The organism is Actinomycetota bacterium, assembly GCA_014360655.1.
In the GTDB taxonomy this organism is placed as follows: domain Bacteria; phylum Actinomycetota; class Geothermincolia; order Geothermincolales; family RBG-13-55-18; genus JACIXC01.
In genome coordinates, this window is record JACIXC010000015.1 from 44,317 (window position 1) to 61,040 (window position 16,724).

Consider the following 16,724-nt stretch of genomic DNA (forward strand, 5'->3'; position numbering starts at 1 on the left):
CTGAGGCTCCGACCGCTGGGACAACCGGCGCGACCGCCGACGGCCCCTTCGCGAAAACGCAGGATAAGGAAGATGCACGAAAAAGGACTTAGATATGTTCACACTTACTAAAATTAAACTTGACATTATTTGTACACTGCGAATAAAATAACCTCAGGCTGTCCGTGATCAGCAGGGGAGTAAATCAGCAGGGAGGGGGCTTTTGCCATGTTCAAGGACGAGCAGCTTGCATCCATCGCCAGAACCCGTGAGGAATGGGAACTCACCGTACTGCGACCCATCATGGAGAGATGGCCGGAGCGCAGGGAGGAATTCCACACCCAGTCGGGTCATTCCGTGAAGCGGGTCTACACACCGGAGGACATCGCCGACAAGGATTACGTGCAGGATATCAGTTTCCCGGGATGGTACCCCTTCACGCGCGGGGTTTTCCCCACCGGCTACCGCGCAAAACTATGGACCCGCCGACTCATCACCGGCCTGGCGACCCCCGAGGAGACCAACAGGCGCCTGAAGTACCTAATCGAACAGGGCCAGACGGGGCTCAACATCATCTTCGACAACCCCACCACCAACTGCCTGGACTCGGACAATCCGCTGTGTGAGGGCGAGGTGGGGCGGGACGGGGTTCCCTGCGACACGCTGCGGGACGTGGAGGTCATCATGGACGGCATCGACATGCGCCAGGTTTCCACCTCCATCATCCACTCCGGCCCCTTCATCCTCGCCATGTACCTGGCGCTGGCGGAAAAGAGAGGCGTCCCCTTCGACGCGCTGCGGGGAACGCTGCAGAACGACGTCCTCAGCCAGTATTACACCGTGAACATGTCCGTGCTGGGCCTGCGCGACGGCTTCCGCATCTCCTCCGACGTGGTGGAGTACTGCCGCAAGCACGTGCCCCGCTGGAACCCCATAAGCTTCGTGGGTTACCAGATAAGGGAAGCGGGAAGCACCGCGGCGCAGGAGATCGCCTTCGCCATCGGCAGCGCCGTCGCATACGGCGAGGAACTGGTGGGGAGGGGCATGGACGTGGACGATTTCGCGCCGCGCTTCTCCTTCATGTTCAACTGCCACAACGATTTCTTCGAGGAGATATGCAAGCTGCGCGCGGCGAGGCGCCTCTGGGCGCGCATCATGAAGGAACGCTTCGGTGCGCGCAACCCGCTCTCGTGGCTGTTGCGTTTTCACGTGCAGACGGCGGGGAGTTCCCTCACCGCCCAGCAGCCCATAAACAACGTCATCCGCACCACCATCCAGGCCCTGGCCGCGGTGCTGGGAGGCACCAACTCGCTGCACACCAACTCAATGGACGAATGCTACGCGTTGCCCTCCGAGTACGCTGCCCGCACCGCGCTGCGCACGCAGCAGATCATCGCCTACGAGAGCGGGGTGGCGAACACCGTGGACCCCCTCGCCGGTTCGTACTTCGTGGAGAAGCTGACCGACGAGATAGAGGAAGAAGCGCACGAGATCCTGCGCAGGATAGACGAGATGGGAGGCATGGTGGCGGCCCTGGAGGCGGGATGGGTACAGAGGGAGATCGTGCGTTCCTCCAACGAGTACCATCGCAAGATGAAGGAGGGCGAGATAACCGTCGTGGGCGTCAATGCCTTCACGGAGGAGGGCGACGAGGAGGTGCCCCTTGAGATATTGCGTATCGATCCCGCGCACGAGGCCCACCAGGTGAGGATGCTGAGGGAGGTCAAGGAGGGGCGGGACGAGCGGGCCCTGCGCGCGGCGCTGGAGCGGCTGAAGGAGGATGCGGCGGCCCACCGCAATGTCGTCCCCGCCTGCATAGAGGTCGCGAAGGCCTACGCAACGATAGAGGAGATCGGCAACGCCTTGAAGGAAGCCGTGGGAGCGGGGAAGGAGAGTAAAGACGCTTTCATATGTTGAGGTATCGGGAGGCGGGGAGGCGCGGCACCGGCGCCATGGATGGGGTCGGAGGCGATGCAGGCCGGTTTTATCGTAGTGCCCGCCGCTTTCCGTCCGTCGCCGTGAGGGGAGGGAGATGTCGGCGGAGGGAAGAAGGCGGCGCGGGACCAGGTCAGGGAGCGGAGGTGAACGATGGTGAGGAAGCGGCCTACGAGGGTACTTCTGGCCAAGGCGGGACTCGACGGCCACAACCGCGGCATACAGCTCGTGGGCAAGGCCTTGCGTGATGCCGGCATGGAGGTTGTTTACGGAGGCCTGCGTATCACCCCGCAGGAGGTGGTGGAGATGTCCATACAGGAGGACGTGGACGTGGTGGGCATCAGCATCTTCTCCGGCGGGCTCATGACCATAATTCCCAAGATTTACCATGCACTACAGGAGAACGAGGCGACGAAGCACATACCCTTGGTCGTGGGAGGCATACTGCCGCCCCACGAGGCCGACGAGTTGCTGAGCATGGGCATCAGCGGCGTCTTCGGGCCCGGTAGCGACCTTGACGAGATCGTCGGCTTCATAACGCAGCTGGCGGATTCTCGAGTTCATGGGTGACGCTTTCGCTGGCTTCTTCGTGTGTGGTATGGAGAGGCCGGGCCGGGGAATAAGGCTCGCTCCGCGACGCGCGGCCTCGCGATGGTTCACCCTCTTCATGCAGGGGCTCCATCCATGCAAGGATTTATCCACCTACTTTCCTCTTCCAGAGGCCGCTTGCGATGTCGCTCGCCTTACCCCCGGTCCCGGCTTGGTGGGGCGATTATAGTTTCTTCTTCCGGCGGCCGAGCCGCCGGATAACGGTCTCGCTCGCAGGCTCGCTGCGACCGACCCGGTCGTTCCCGGCCCTTGTCGGGTGATTATAGTTCCTTCTTCCGGCCCGGGGCCTCAGGGTAAGGAGTTGGGTGGCCGGGGGATAAGGCTCGCTCCGCGACGCGCGGCCTCGCGATGGTTTGCCCTCTTCATGCAGGGGCTCCATCCATGCAAGGATTTATCACCTATTTTCCTCGTCCGGTGGCCGCTTGCGATGTCGCTCGCCTTACCCCCGGTCCCGGCCTGGTGGGTAGTTCAGTAAAGGCTCGCTGCGACCGACCCGGTCGTTCCCGGCCTCGGTTGGGTGGAAATCCGGAGGGCGCTTGCGATGTCGCTCGCCTTACCCCCGGTCCCGGCCTTGGTGGGTGGTTCAGGCGGGGAACAATCTGATGTGCATACCTACATGGTGAAAACGGATGAAGGACATGTATACTCCATGATACGTATCAGGAAGAAATACATGACACGTATCGAGCAAAACAAACCGTTTAAGCAAGGGTTCTTGGCGACGGGAGAAAAGTACGACATGACGGGAGGCACGGCGGAAAGAGATAAGAAACGCATGGAGGAAGAAAAGACAAGAAGAGACAAAGTGAGCATGAAGGGGAAAAAGGGGACGACGAAGGTGGTTAGTCTCACGGTTACTCTCCTAACCGGCGGACTGCTGGTTGCCGCCTGGGCACGCTTTCGCGCCTGGAGGGAGAGGGTGATGCCGCGGCGCGATCCCTCGCTTCCCTGGGAGCGTTTCAACCTCCGCGCGCGCGACGGTACCGAGCTCGCCGTGCGCAGGATAGGAGGGGGGAAAGCCGGGGCGCTCATCGTCGCCCACGCAGCGGTGACGGGGCAGCGTTACGCCCCGCTCGTGGACCTGGCGGAGATGCTCGCGGCGCACTTCGACGTCTATACCTTCGATTTCCGCGGACACGGCGAGAGCGGCGGCCGCCTGCGCCTGGGGTTGGCAGGGCCCCTCCAGGACATGGAGGCCGTGGTGGAACACGTGCGCGGGCGGGGTTATGCGTGGTTGGGGGCGGTGGGCTTCTCCCTGGGAGGCATGGTGTCCATCGTCCACGCGGCCCTCCGTCCCGGCCTGGATGCGGTGGCGGCGGTGGGCGCCCCTCCCGCCTTGCCGGACATCTCCCCTTACCGTCGCCTCCTGCCGGCTTGGTCTCTCTTCCTGCGCCTTCTGGGGGCGCGCTTCGCGCCCGTGCCCGAGGGAGGGCTCTTGCCGCTAGACGTGGCGGAGGATTTCCCGCCCCTGCCGCTGCTCGTCGTGCACGGGGAAAGGGAGGTCTTCTACTCCCGCTCGGACCTCGAGGTGATGCTGAACAGGCTGGGAAACAAGGTCGAGTTCTGGGAGATAGCCGGAGCGGGACACGCGGAGCTGACGGGGTGGGAGCCCCGACTGGTAGGATGGCTTGTGGAAAAATCAGGCAACAGAGCCCGTCATGTGCCGGGGAGACGCGCATGAGAAGCACGCGGCGAGCACGCGGCACGAGTTCGGCGCGGCATTGGCCTTGACGCGGGATTCGCTGGTAATATTGGTGATGTACCCGTGCGAGGCGCTTCGGCAGGCGCGAGCGTCCGTCGGGGAAGCGTCCCTCCGCCGGAAAGCGAGGCCGCGGGGAAGGCGAAAGGGACGGCGTGTCGCGAGGGCCTGGAGGTGATGGAGGTGTTTCTGGAGAAACCCTGGGGGAACATCAAGGCATTCGCCTTGAACCAGCCCTGCACGGTGAAGATCATCACCGTGGAGCCGGACCAGGAGACCAGTCTTCATTACCACAAGCTGCGCGATGACATGTGGATAATCCTGGACGACGGGCTCGAGGTCACCATAGAAGGGGAGACCTTCTTCCCCCGCGAGGGGGAGGAATTCATGATCCCGGCCGAGAAGAGGCACAAGATACGTTCCCTGGGGAAGAGGGGAAGGGTACTGGAGATCGACATCGGCTTCACCAGCGAGGACGACACCTATCGCATCACCGACCTTTACGGGAGGGAACTGGTGGAGAAGGAGGAGACGGAGCTCTGAGGCTTCGCGGAGGAGAGTGAGGACATGCTCAAGTTGGTCATACCCAAGGGCAGCCTGGAGGCGACCACCCTGGATATCCTCAAGGATGCCGACCTCGCCGTGCGACGCAGCGGGGACCGGGAGTACCATGCTAGCATCGATGATCCCCGCATCGAACAGGTGCGCATCCTGCGCCCGCAGGAGATACCCAAGTACGTCGAGGATGGCTTCTTCGACCTGGGGATAACCGGGTACGACTGGATACGCGAGTCGGGGGCCAAGGTGGTGGAGCTCGCGGACCTGCCCTACACGAAGACGGCGGTGGGCACCGTGGTGAGGGTGGTGCTGGCGGTGGCCGGCGACTCCCCCTACCGGAGCCCGCAGGACCTCCCCGACGGGGTGAGGGTGTCCACGGAGTATCCCAACCTGGTGGAGGAATATTTCCGCCGCCTGGGCAAGGAGGCCGTGATCTACCTCTCCTACGGGGCGACGGAGGCCAAGGTGCCCGAGATGGCGGACGCGGTGGTGGAGCTCACCGAGACGGGCGGGACCCTGCGCAAGCACGGATTGCGCATCATAGACACGGTCCTCGAGTCGACCACGCGCCTCATCGCGAATGGGGAGAGCTACGCCGACGGGGAGAAGAGGCGCCTCATGGAGGAGATAAGGCTGCTCATCCTGGGAGCCCTCAACGCCCGCGGCAAGGTGCTCATCAAGTTCAACGTAAGCGAGAAGAACCTCGATGCCGTGGTGGAGGTGCTTCCCTCGCTGAAGGCTCCCACCCTCTCTCGCCTCTTCGGCCAGGACTATTACGCGGTGGAGAGCGTGGTGGAAAAAAGGGGTATAAACCTCCTCATCCCCGAGCTGGTGAAGAGGGGTGCGGAGGACATAATCGAGCTGCCCATAAGCAAGATAATCTGACAAGGGGACCGGCAAGGGGAAGCGAAGGGGAGAGGCGATGGCGGCACTGCAGGACAAGGTGGCCGAGCTGCTCGACAGGTGGCGGGAGGAGATCCAGCGCCTGCCGGTGCCCGCCCACGTGCAGCTGGTGGACGGCGAGCCGGGCGAGCGCCTGCGCCGGCTGGCTTCGGCACTCCTCGAGGTGGCGGAGGATGCCGAGGCGTCGTCCCGCTTTCAGCCGGGCGGCGATGCCTACCGCGAGGCGGAGGAGCTGGGACGCCTGCGGAGGCAGCAGGGTTTCTCCATGGAGCTACTGGTCCAGGAACACGTGATCATGCGCAACGAGTTCTGGAACCTCTTCCACGAGTCGGTGGAGATGAAGCGCGTCGTCGATTTTCACCTCGAGAAGAGGGTGAACAACTCCTGCGACCTCCTGCTGCAGGCGGCCGCCTCCGCTTACCATTACCAGAGCTCCAAGGAGATAATGGAGAACCCGCTGCGGGACCCGCTCACCGGACTGTACAACCAGAGCTATTTCCAGGGCCGCATGATAGAGGAGCTTCGCCGCTCCGTGCGCTACAAGCGCGACATCACGCTGGTTCTCTTGGAACTCGGGAACTATTACCATTTGTTGGAAAAAGAGGGCAGGGAGACGATCGAAAGGGCGCTGAAGTATATCGGGCACTGCCTTTCCCGCATGACCAGGGATTGCGACGTGGTAGCCAGGCTTGGCGAGGGGAGTTTCGCCGCCCTCCTGCCGGAAACCGGCTGGAGGGGAGGCAAGGTCATGGCGGAACGCCTGAGCCGCTATTTCCAGCGCGAGCTCGACGCCCTCTTCGCCGGGGACCTGCACCCGGAGCTTTCCTGGGGACTGGCCTCCTTCCCCGACGAGGTGAGCCAGCCGGAAAAGCTCTATCCCTGCGCCGTGGAGGCGATGCGCGCTTCCCGTTCCCTTCCCCGCGGGGAGATAGCCGTTTACAGGGGATCCCGGCCCCAGGGAGGGGACTGAGTTGGCGGTGAGGCTGGTCTCGGACCTGCACGGCCGTTTCTCGGACCTGGCGGAGGCCGTTGAGCCCGGGGACGTGCTCATCGTGCTGGGTGACATCCTGGACCTCATCGACTGGGCGGACATCAGCGGCATCCTCCCGGACGTGGTGGGGCGGGAGAGGCTGATCGAGAAACTGCTCGCGGCGGCCAAGTCGGGGCCCCCGGCGGCGGTGGCACTGAGAGACGAGCTCATTTCGCCACAAGGAAAGTATTACCAGGAGCTGCTGTCGCGCTCCGGCGAGCAGTACGGTGACTTCGCGGCGGCCCTGAAGGGGATGGAGGCGAAGGTCTACGTTATTTACGGGAACGGGGATATCCCTTTCCTGCTCGCGGAGGCGATACGGGACCTGGGCAACGTGGAGCTTGCCGAGGGGAAGAGGGATATCGACGGGCAGCTCTTCGGTTTCGTCTGCGGCGCAGTGTACTCGCCGTTCAGGATGCCGGCGGAGATGGACGACGCGTCGTTCGGGGAAAGGCTGCGCGCGCTGGGGAGGGTCGACGTTCTCTGCACCCACATCCCGCCCCGCGTGGACGAGGCGGTCTTCGACGTGGTGGCGGGGAGGCCGGTGGAGGGGAGCGAAACGCTGCTGCACTACCTGGAGGAGAACCGCCCCGCCTTTCACTACCACGGGCACGTGCACCAGCCGGCCCAGCGCGAGTTGCGCCTGGGCGACACGACGGTGATAAACGTCGCCTATTACAAGAGGGAGGGATACGTACACCTGCACCCATGGAATTCGACGTCGAGAAGCTGCTGAGGGAGGAGGTCAGGGACCTCCCGGTGTACAGCCCGGGAAAGTCGCCGGAGGAAGTGGCCCGGGAGATGGGCATCGCGGACTGCGTGAAGATGGCCTCCAACGAGAACCCCCTGGGCCCCTCGCCCCTGGCGCTGCGGGCCATGGCGGAGGCGCTCCCTACCGCGCATCTTTATCCCGACCCGGACTGTCACCGCTTGCGGGAAGCGCTGTCGCAACGCCTGGGGGTGCCCGGGGAATGCCTGCTGGTTACCCACGGGGCGGACGAGGCCTTCGACCTGCTGGCCTACGCCTTCCTGGAGAAGGGGGACGAGGTGGTGGTGGGGGACCCGACGTTCTCCTCCTACGAGCTCGCCGCGCGCACCATGGGCGCGGAGGTCAAAAGGGTCCCCCTGAAGGATTACCGCCAGGACATACCGGCCATGCTCGCGGCGGTGGGGAGGCGTAGCAAGCTGGTGGTCCTCTGTTCTCCCCTCAATCCCACGGGGACCACGGTGACGGGGGAGGAGCTGGATGAGATGGTCGAGGGCCTGCCCGGGAACGTCCTCCTGGTGCTGGACGAGGCCTACCTGGAGTACGTCACCGATCCCGGGCACCCGGACTCCCTGCGCTGGTTCGAGCGCCGCGCGGGCATGGTCATCACCCGCACCTTCTCAAAGATCTACGGGCTGGCCGGCCTGCGCGTGGGCTACGCCATCTGCCACCCCGCGGTGAGGGAGGCGCTGGAGAAAGTGAAACTGCCCTTCAACGTGAACCGCCTGGGGCAGGCGGCAGCCCTGGCAGCCCTGGAGGACGAGGAGCACCTGCGGCGCTCGCGCGAGCTGAACGAGCTCGGGAAGCGCCGCCTTTACGGGGTGCTCGCGGAGACCGGTTTCGCCTACGTTCCCACCCAGGCCAACTTCATCCTGGTGAAGGAGGGAGACCGCGGCGACCTCTTCGGGGAGCTCCTGCGCCGCGGCGTGATCGTGCGGGCGGGTGAGGCCCTGGGGGTTCCCGGCCACGTGCGCATCACCATCGGGGACGAGGCCCAGAACGACAGGCTGGAGGCCGCCCTCCGCGACATAGCGGGGAAAGGGTGATTGCGACCCATGCCGCTGCTGGGAGAGGAAGCGGGAAGGGGCCCGGGGGCCGCGAGGGTCTTCGTCTTTCTCGACGGGCTGGAATTCATCCAGGGAGAGAGCGCCTACCGCGAGGTGCTGGAGCCGCTGCGCGAGTTCGGTTCCTACCGTTATTACAAGAACCGCCTGGAGGAAAGCCATCTTCTCCTCGAGCGCATAGGCGACGCCCATGCCGTGTTCCTGGACTGGTCCAACCTGAACGCCGCGGTGCTCTCGTCCTGTCCCCGCCTGGAAATAGTTTCCTATATCGGGGTGGGGGCCGCCAACTTCGTGGACATCGCCGCCGCCAGCGCGCTGGGGATCGTGGTCACCAACACCCCCGATTACGGAAACCGTTCCGTGGCCGAACACGCCCTGGGGTTGATGCTGGCGGTCGCCCGCCACATCGTGCGCGGCGACCGCGATCTGCGCAGGGGGAGCTGGACCTCTGCGCAGCGCGAGGGCGTTCAGCTGGCGGGGCGGCGCATCGGGCTGGTGGGGCTGGGCGCGGTCGGTAAGGAGATGGCCCGCCTCTGCCGATCACTGGGCATGGAAGTCCTTTACTACGATACGAGGAGGCAGCCGGAGATGGAGGACGTGGCCGCTTATCGCGGGCTGGACGCGCTCCTCTCGCAGTGCGACGTCGTCAGCCTGCACGTGGCCTATACCCCCGAGACGCACAACCTCATCGGGGAGAGGGAGCTTTCCCTGCTGCGGCCCGGAGCCATACTGGTGAACACCAGCCGCGGCGAGGTCCTTGACCTGAAGGCCCTGGCGAAGGCCCTGCGGGAGGGAAGGCTGTGGGGAGCCGGCCTGGATAATTATCCCAATGAACCCCACCCCGACCTCAGCGAGCTCGTGGGGCTGGAAAACGTGGTGATGACGCCGCATATCGCCTTCAACACGCGGGAGGCGAAGGACCGCATGACGGCCATCGCCGTGGAGAACGTCGTTTCCTTCTACCGGGGAAGGGCGCAGAACGTCATCAACCCCGAGGTGCTGGCACGTTGTCGCGCGTACGGTGCGGGCACCCGCGCGGGCGAAGGAGATAGGGATTCCCGGGGAAGGCCGGCTTGAGCGAGGTCTTGAATGCAGGCGCACAACAGGGAGGTGACATGCACTTCACGCTGGTGATCCCCTCCTACTGGGGAAGGAGGCGGGGCGAGCCCTTCAATCACGAGGACGCGGTGTACGACCATCCCACGCCGCTGGATGCGGAGGGAACGCTGACCCGTGCCCTGGAGAGCATCCGTATCCTACGTTACCCGCGTTTCCGGGTGCTGGTACTGGGGGTGGCGACCCATCCCGACCTGGAGGAGGAGGTGGAAGGGCGCCTGCGGGAGATGGTGGCTCCCTTCAGGGAGCACTTCCCGGTGGCCCTGCTCACCCATTCCCACGAGAGGGAGATGAAGGACATCCTGCAGCGCGGCGGAAACGGCGCATACGCCGACATGCTATCCCTGCGCGGCTACGCGAACATCCGCAATTTCTGCCTGGTGGCGGCCTGCCTGGACGGGGCGGAGGGCGCGGTGCTCTTCGACGACGACGAGGTCTACGAGGACCCGCATTACCTGGATAAGGTGGCCGAGGTCCTCGGGCGGGAATGGCGGGGCCGCTTCGTCGGCGGCCTGGCCGGATACTACGTCAATGCCGACGGGGGATACCTGTTGCCGCGCCAGGATGACTGGGTGTTCGCGGAATGGCCCGCGGTGGAGTGCATGAACCGGGCCTTTACCATCATCGGGGTGGGAGATAGGCTGAAGCCGACGCCCTGGGTTTTCGGGGGCAACATGTGCATACACCGCGAGCTGTTCAGAAAGGTCGCCTTCGACCCCTGCGTGACGCGTGGGGAGGACATAGACTACCTGGTCAACGCGAGGTTCATGGGATATGACTTCTTCCTGGACAACACCCTCTGGATACGCCACCTACCGCCCCCCAAGACGGCCCCCCTGTGGAGGCGTTTTCGCGAGGACCTGGACCGCTTCGTGTACAGCAGGGAAAAACTGCGCACCCAGGAGGCGGCGGAAGGGCTGCGCCACGTGAGGGTGGAGGAGCTCGACCCCTACCCGGGGAGGTTCCTGCGCGACGACCTGGAGGAGATGATCTTCCGCACCTGCGTGCTCATGGGCCTGCATTATCTCTCCCGCGGCGAGAGGGAGGGTTTCGAGGAGTGCATGGCCAACATCGCCCGCGCCCGCGCACTGCCCTCGCTTTTCCGCAACCCCTTCCGCGAGTACATGGCCTGGCGGCGTCGCTGGGAGGAACTCATGCGCCTCCTCGCGCGGGAGGAAGGGCTGCAGCGTTACGTGCAGGACCTCTTCGAGCGGACGCGGTGATGGCGATGGCGCAGGGCGGAACCGTGCTCGACCCGTCGGTCGTGAGGCGCTGCCGCGAGATAGGGCGGGCGGATATCCTCGTGGGCATCCCCAGCTTCCGCAACGCGGACACCATAGCCCACGTGGTGCGCACCGCCGCCGAGGGCATGGTCAGGTACTTTCCCGACCTGAAGCCGGTGCTGGTCAATTCCGACGGGGGCTCCACGGACGACACGGTGGAGGTGGTGCTGCAGACGCCCGTGCCCCCGCAGGTGGAGAAGATCGTGACCCCCTACCGCGGCTTGCCCGGCAAGGGCTCCGCCTTCCACGCCATCTTCGAGGTGGCCACCAGGTTGCGGGCGCGCATCTGCATCGTGGTGGACTCGGACCTGCGCAGCATCACCCCGGAGTGGATACGCCTGTTGGGCGAGCCGGTGTGGAAGAACAGCTACGGCTTCGTCGCCCCTTACTACATCCGTCACAAGTACGACGGGACCATCACCAACAACCTCGCTTTTCCCCTCACGCAGGCGCTTTACGGCAGGCGCATCAGGCAGCCCATAGGCGGGGATTTCGGTTTCACGGGTTCGCTCGCCCTCATCTACTCGCACATGGACGTCTGGAGATCCGACATCGCGAAGTTCGGCATCGACATCTGGATGACCACCACCGCCATCACCGAGGGGTTCCGCATCTGCCAGTCGGCCATGGGGGTGAAGATACACAACGTCAAGGACCCGGGAAGCGACCTGGGCTCCATGTTCGTCCAGGTGGCCTCAACCATCTTCTACCTCATGGGCGAGCACGAGGTGAAATGGATGCGGGTGCGGGGTTCCACCGCCACGCGCATCTTCGGGAACGTGCGCTACGAGGAGCCGGCGAGCATGGGGATCAACGTGGAAAACCTCATCGACCACTTCATCACAGGCTGCGAGCGTTACGGGGAGATCTGGGAGGTGGTCATGGAGCCCTCCAACCGGCTGGAGGTTTCCTTTGCGGCCCGGGCGAGGAAAGAGGAAGATTTTACCTTTCCGGAGAGCCTGTGGGCGAAGCTGGTGTACGATTTCGCGGTGGCCTACAACTTCGAGTGCCGCTTTTCCAGGAGGGAGATCGTCGAGGCGCTGGTGCCCCTCTACTGCGCGCGCACGGCGGATTTCGCCCTCCGCACCAGGAACATGACCACCATGGAGGCGGAGTACCTGGTGCAGAGGCAGGCGGAGGAGTTCGAGTGGCTCAAGCCCTACCTGCTGGAGAAATGGATTAGGGCGAGGGAAGCCACGTCCGCAGAACCAAGGGGCATCCTGCCTACTGCCACCTGATGGCCTCGCCGCGCACCTGGTCCCCGGAACTGCCGGCAGTCATCCCGACATAGCCCGGCGCGCGGTCGGCGCCGCACGGGCCGCTTCCTTCCCGGGAGGCGCGGGACTGCCACGCGGGCGACAGGCCTGCCGCCGGGGTCGACGTCACGGGGATTTGACGCGTCGGGGGCCCCGTTCTTACCATATCCACGTGATGATGCGGAGCATGTATTACTTGAAAGTGTCGCAGGGCAAGGAGGCCTTTCCGCCCATGCCCGTGACGGGGACACGACCGTCGCGGCAGCGAAAGGAGGCCATGCCGGTCACGATGTCGCCGGTCGAAGGGAGGGAGATGATCCCGTGACCATGGTGGACCTGTTCGAGAACTGCGTGCGCAGGTTTCCGGACGCGCCGGCTCTCACCTGCGGGGACGTGCGCCTTACCTACCGGGAACTCGATGCGAGGATCAACCGCCTGGCACATGCCCTACTGGATCTCGGGGTGAGAAGGGAGGGGAAGGTAGGGCTGGCCCTGTACAACGGCAACCATTTCGTGGAGGGCATGTACGCGGCGTGGAAGATCGCGGCCGTCCCCGCGAACATCTCCTATCGCTACACGGAGAAGGAGATCCTGCACGTGGTGCGCAAGGGCGACATCGACACGGTGATCCTGGATGAAGACCTGGTGGAGCGTTTCCGTGCCCTGCGCGGAGAAGCTACCTTCAGGAACCTCATCGTTGCGGGCACAGGGGTTACGGACGGTGCGGACGGATTCCTCTCCTACGAAAGTCTTCTCGAGGGACGCCCGGCCACGAAGCCGGGGCTCGCGTGGAAGGAACTGGGCAGCGATGACGTGGGCTGGATGCTCTTCACGGGAGGCACCACGGGATATCCCAAGGCGGTCTTGACCTCGCAGAGGGACCTGCTGGGTTTGGGGGTGGATATATTCAGCCTGGTCTTTCCCCTGCTGGGCAAGGTCTCGCTCCTGCCGCCGGAGGTGCGCGAGCGCATCGGCGCTTCCCTGGGGCTGCGTTCGCGGGGCACGGCTTCGCGGTTTGCCGGGAAATGCGGGTCTGCCGCGCTTGCCCTCCTGCGCCGTGAGGCGGTGGGGCGCTTTCTCACCCGCGTGGTGAAAACGACGCCTTTCCCCGTCTGCGTATTCGTGATGCGCCGGTTGCCGCGCGTCCTGTCCGGCAGGCTGCGGGTACTCATAGCCTGCCCCATGATACACGGCGTGGGGTGGGGGGCTGCCTGCCTGTTCTCCACCATAGGCGCGCACGTCGTTCTCTTGCCTGGAAAACATTACCATGCAGGGGAGGCGGTGCGCGTGATACGCGAGGAGAAGGTGGGCGTGATCAACCTGGTGGGGGACGCCGTGCTGAAGCCGCTGCTGGATGAGCTGGAAGCCGGGGCCACGGGCATGGAGGACCTTTTCCTGGTCATCAACGCCGGGGCTCCCATCTCCAGCGCGACCAAGAAGCGCTTCTCCACGCTGCTGCCCGGCACTTTCCTGCTGGACGAATATTCCTCGAGCGAGGCCATGTCCATTGGCATCCAGCTCTACGCACCGGGGGAGACGGGCGAGGCATCCGGTGCCCGGTTCGCCAGGAGCCCTTACCTGAAGGTGGTGAACGGGAAGGGCGAGGAGGTAAAGCCTGGCGAGATCGGCGAGGTCATCACCACCTCCAAGTACAAGGGGTCCTATTACTACCGTGAGGAGGAGGCATCCGCGCGGGTCTTCCGGGTGATAAACGGCAGGAGGTGGGTGTTCACCGGGGACCTGGCCACCGTCGACGAGGAGGGCAACGTGCTGCTCATGGGCCGGGGCTCCCAGTGCATAAACACCGGGGGGGAGAAGGTCTTCGCCGAGGAAGTCGAGGAAACCATCCGCGGCATCCCGCAGGTGGAAAACGTCGTGGTGGTGGGGGTTCCCGATGAGAGGTGGGGGAACGCCGTCACCGCCGTGCTGCGGTTGAAGGAGGGCGCGGAGATAACGAAGGAAGAGGTGAGGGGTCATTGCCGCGGCAGGATAGCGGATTACAAGATACCCAAGCACGTCATCATCAGCGATGAGATACCCCTGACGGCGGCGGGAAAGCTGTCCTACCGGGAGGCGAGGGAGATAGCCCTGAGAGAGCTGGGGATGGCACCGGCCGAGGGGGACGGTGCGCATGCTACTTGAGCGGTGAGCGCGCCCGGTCCGCGGCCGGGAGCGCGTCCCCCGCATGGAGCGCGTCCTGCCTCGAGAACGGCCTTCTCCCTCCCGCCGCGGGTCATCGCTCGGACATCCGTTCTCGTGGAAGATATTGCCACCGAAGGCCCGTCACCCCGCCGCCGAGGCCCCATCATCCCATAAATCGTTGCTCATAAGGCACAAATACCACCGCATGTAGTGTTTTCCGGTTTTTTACATATAGGACTTGATTTTTCCCCGCCGGGGGTCGAAAATGGAGGAGAGTGGTTGATTAGGGTGGAAAGTGGTGTATGATGGTTGATGGGAAGCCGCAGGGGAGAGCGGCAGGAGGAGAAGACCTCCGGGGGTTCCTTCCGTAAGGCGCCCGGCGGGAAAAAGAAGGCGGCGACATGTTCCTGGGTACTCACGAGAACATTATAGACGAAAAGGGAAGGGTCATCATGCCTTCCAGGTTCCGGCCAGAACTGGAGGAGGGGGCGGTGATGGTCTACTGGTTCGAGGAGTGCGTAGCCGTGTTCACCCTGCGGGAGTTCAAGAAGATGGCCAAGAAGGTCGCCTCGCTGCCGCACGGGCAGCGGGACAGGAGATCGCTGGAGCGCGTGGTCTTCAGCAACGCTTACGAGGCGACGCCCGACCGCCAGGGCCGCCTCACCATACCGCCGCGGCTGCGCCAGCTGGCGGGACTCAATCGCGAGGTGGTAACAGTGGGATTGATGAACAGGGTGGAGATATGGGACCGGGAACGCTGGGAGACGTCCATGCAGGGCGGCATAAAGAGCCTGGAGGAGACGGCGGAGAAGCTCGCCTGGAGCGGTTTCTGAGTGACCCGAGGAGTACCGTGGGAGGGTGGAAGCCTTGGTGGAGTTGATCATGCAGGGCCGGAGGCGCTGGCCGCGAAAGGCGGGGGAGACCCCCGGCTGCCTGCGCCATTTACTGGAAATAAATGGACGAAGGTGATATCCGCCATGTACCGGTGCTGTGCCAGGAGGTCGTGGACTACCTGCGTCCCCGTCCCGGCGGCGTCCTGGTCGACGCCACCGTGGGTGAAGGCGGCCATGCCGCGGCCATCCTGCGTGCGATGGAGGGAAAGGGTTGCCTGATCGGACTGGACCGGGACGAGGAGGCCCTGCGCAGGGCGGGCGAACGACTGCGCGGGTACGCCTCCGCGCTCATCCTGCGGCGGGCGAATTTCGCGACGCTGGGGGAAGTGCTGCGGGAGTTGGGCGTGGGAGAAGTGGACGGCGTTCTCCTGGACCTGGGGGTTTCCTCCCTGCAGCTGGAGTCGCCGCGGCGCGGCTTCTCCTATCGCTTTCCCGGCCGGCTGGACATGCGCATGGACCGCAGCCAGGAACTCGATGCCTGGAAGGTGGTGAACGAGTATGAGGAGAGAGAGCTGGCGCGTATTATCCGCGAGTACGGCGAGGAGCGTTGGGCTTCCCGTATCGCTCGGGGCATCGCTCTCGCGAGAAAGCGCGCGACCATCGACACCACGGATCGACTTGCTGAGGTTGTGAGGGGTTCCATCCCCGCCGCGGCGCGTCGTCGGGGAGGCCACCCGGCGAGGAGGACCTTTCAGGCCCTGCGCATGGAGGTGAACGGGGAGCTGCGCAACCTGGAGGCGGTCCTGCCCCAGGCGCTGGAGGCGCTCGGAGGAGGGGGAAGAATGGTGGTCATTTCCTACCATTCCCTGGAAGACAGGATGGTGAAGAGGTTCTTTCTCTCCCGCGGCTCGCGTTGCGCATGCCCCGCGGAGGCGCCCCGGTGCACCTGCGGCAGGGAAGAGGAGCTGCGCATCCTGACCACGGGCGCCGTGCGCCCCGCGCCCCGGGAGGTGGAAGAGAATCCCAGGTCCCGCAGCGCGAAGCTGCGGGCGGCGCAGAAGAGGTAGGGAAACATGTCACTGGCCCACGAGTGGAAGAGCCTTTCATACCCGGAACACGGGGAGGAGGCCCGGCGCCGCGAGGAGAAGCGACGGGCGGAGCAACTGCGCAGGAAGAACAAGGAAAGAGCGCGCCGTATGCGCCTGCTGTTCTGCTCGTTCCTGGCGGTGGCGTTGCTCATGTGCGGCATACTGATGCTCTGCATCTTCCTGCACGTCAAGGTGGCGCAGAACGAGATCAGCACCCGCGAGGCCGAGCGGCAGATCGAGCTGGAGAGGCGCAGGCAGGATGCGGCCAGGGCGGAGATATCCTCCCTCGAATCGCCGGGCAGGATCGAGCGGGAAGCGGTGGAGAAGCTGCACATGGTACAGGCCTCGACGGCGGACTACCTCGAGACGGCGGCCTACAGGGCGGCCGCGGAAAAGGGCGACGGCGGCATCCCCGGAGCCCATGCCATGGCTGGCGACACGGCGCAAGGAGGTAACTAAGGAA

The 16,724-nt window shown here is 64.6% G+C and carries 15 protein-coding genes; all 15 read left to right on the forward strand.

Going from position 1 to position 16,724, the window contains the following annotated elements; all coding sequences use genetic code 11:
* Positions 1-207 precede the first annotated feature (207 nt).
* A complete protein-coding gene (locus H5T73_10370) occupies positions 208-1,896 on the forward strand; it encodes a methylmalonyl-CoA mutase (protein MBC7248163.1) in 1,689 nt (562 codons plus the stop codon).
* Between the two features lie 171 nt (positions 1,897-2,067).
* Positions 2,068-2,484 (forward strand): cobalamin B12-binding domain-containing protein, encoded by a 417-nt coding sequence (locus tag H5T73_10375; GenBank protein ID MBC7248164.1) that lies wholly within the window; start codon positions 2,068-2,070, stop codon positions 2,482-2,484.
* A 754-nt stretch (positions 2,485-3,238) separates the two neighbouring features.
* Positions 3,239-4,204 (forward strand): alpha/beta hydrolase, encoded by a 966-nt coding sequence (locus tag H5T73_10380; GenBank protein MBC7248165.1) that lies wholly within the window; start codon positions 3,239-3,241, stop codon positions 4,202-4,204.
* 195 nt (positions 4,205-4,399) lie between these two features.
* Positions 4,400-4,765 (forward strand): mannose-6-phosphate isomerase, encoded by a 366-nt coding sequence (locus tag H5T73_10385; GenBank protein ID MBC7248166.1) that lies wholly within the window; start codon positions 4,400-4,402, stop codon positions 4,763-4,765.
* Positions 4,766-4,789: 24 nt separating this feature from the next.
* The gene (locus tag H5T73_10390) at positions 4,790-5,665 is read left to right on the forward strand and encodes an ATP phosphoribosyltransferase (GenBank protein ID MBC7248167.1); all 876 of its coding nucleotides are present in this window, start codon (positions 4,790-4,792) and stop codon (positions 5,663-5,665) included.
* Positions 5,666-5,702: 37 nt separating this feature from the next.
* On the forward strand, positions 5,703-6,653 hold the full coding sequence (locus H5T73_10395; protein ID MBC7248168.1) for a diguanylate cyclase: 951 nt from the start codon (positions 5,703-5,705) through the stop codon (positions 6,651-6,653).
* A gap of 1 nt (position 6,654) precedes the next feature.
* Positions 6,655-7,449, forward strand: coding sequence for a metallophosphoesterase (locus tag H5T73_10400; protein MBC7248169.1), 795 nt, complete (start codon positions 6,655-6,657; stop codon positions 7,447-7,449).
* A complete protein-coding gene (locus H5T73_10405; GenBank protein MBC7248170.1) occupies positions 7,422-8,525 on the forward strand; it encodes a histidinol-phosphate transaminase in 1,104 nt (367 codons plus the stop codon). Before H5T73_10400 ends, H5T73_10405 begins: the two co-directional genes overlap by 28 nt.
* A gap of 9 nt (positions 8,526-8,534) precedes the next feature.
* Positions 8,535-9,620 carry a glycerate dehydrogenase gene (locus tag H5T73_10410; protein ID MBC7248171.1) on the forward strand — a complete coding sequence of 362 codons (1,086 nt, stop codon included), beginning with the start codon at positions 8,535-8,537 and terminating at the stop codon, positions 9,618-9,620.
* 38 nt (positions 9,621-9,658) lie between these two features.
* Positions 9,659-10,882 (forward strand): hypothetical protein, encoded by a 1,224-nt coding sequence (locus H5T73_10415; GenBank protein MBC7248172.1) that lies wholly within the window; start codon positions 9,659-9,661, stop codon positions 10,880-10,882.
* Between the two features lie 5 nt (positions 10,883-10,887).
* Complete coding sequence (locus H5T73_10420; protein ID MBC7248173.1) at positions 10,888-12,180, forward strand: glycosyl transferase family 2; 1,293 nt, start codon at positions 10,888-10,890, stop codon at positions 12,178-12,180.
* Positions 12,181-12,519: 339 nt separating this feature from the next.
* Positions 12,520-14,340 (forward strand): AMP-binding protein, encoded by a 1,821-nt coding sequence (locus tag H5T73_10425; protein ID MBC7248174.1) that lies wholly within the window; start codon positions 12,520-12,522, stop codon positions 14,338-14,340.
* A 401-nt stretch (positions 14,341-14,741) separates the two neighbouring features.
* Positions 14,742-15,173 (forward strand): division/cell wall cluster transcriptional repressor MraZ, encoded by a 432-nt coding sequence (mraZ, locus tag H5T73_10430; GenBank protein MBC7248175.1) that lies wholly within the window; start codon positions 14,742-14,744, stop codon positions 15,171-15,173.
* 122 nt (positions 15,174-15,295) lie between these two features.
* The gene (rsmH, locus tag H5T73_10435; protein MBC7248176.1) at positions 15,296-16,240 is read left to right on the forward strand and encodes a 16S rRNA (cytosine(1402)-N(4))-methyltransferase RsmH; all 945 of its coding nucleotides are present in this window, start codon (positions 15,296-15,298) and stop codon (positions 16,238-16,240) included.
* Positions 16,241-16,246: 6 nt separating this feature from the next.
* Positions 16,247-16,720, forward strand: coding sequence for a hypothetical protein (locus tag H5T73_10440; protein ID MBC7248177.1), 474 nt, complete (start codon positions 16,247-16,249; stop codon positions 16,718-16,720).
* Positions 16,721-16,724: the final 4 nt, after the last annotated feature.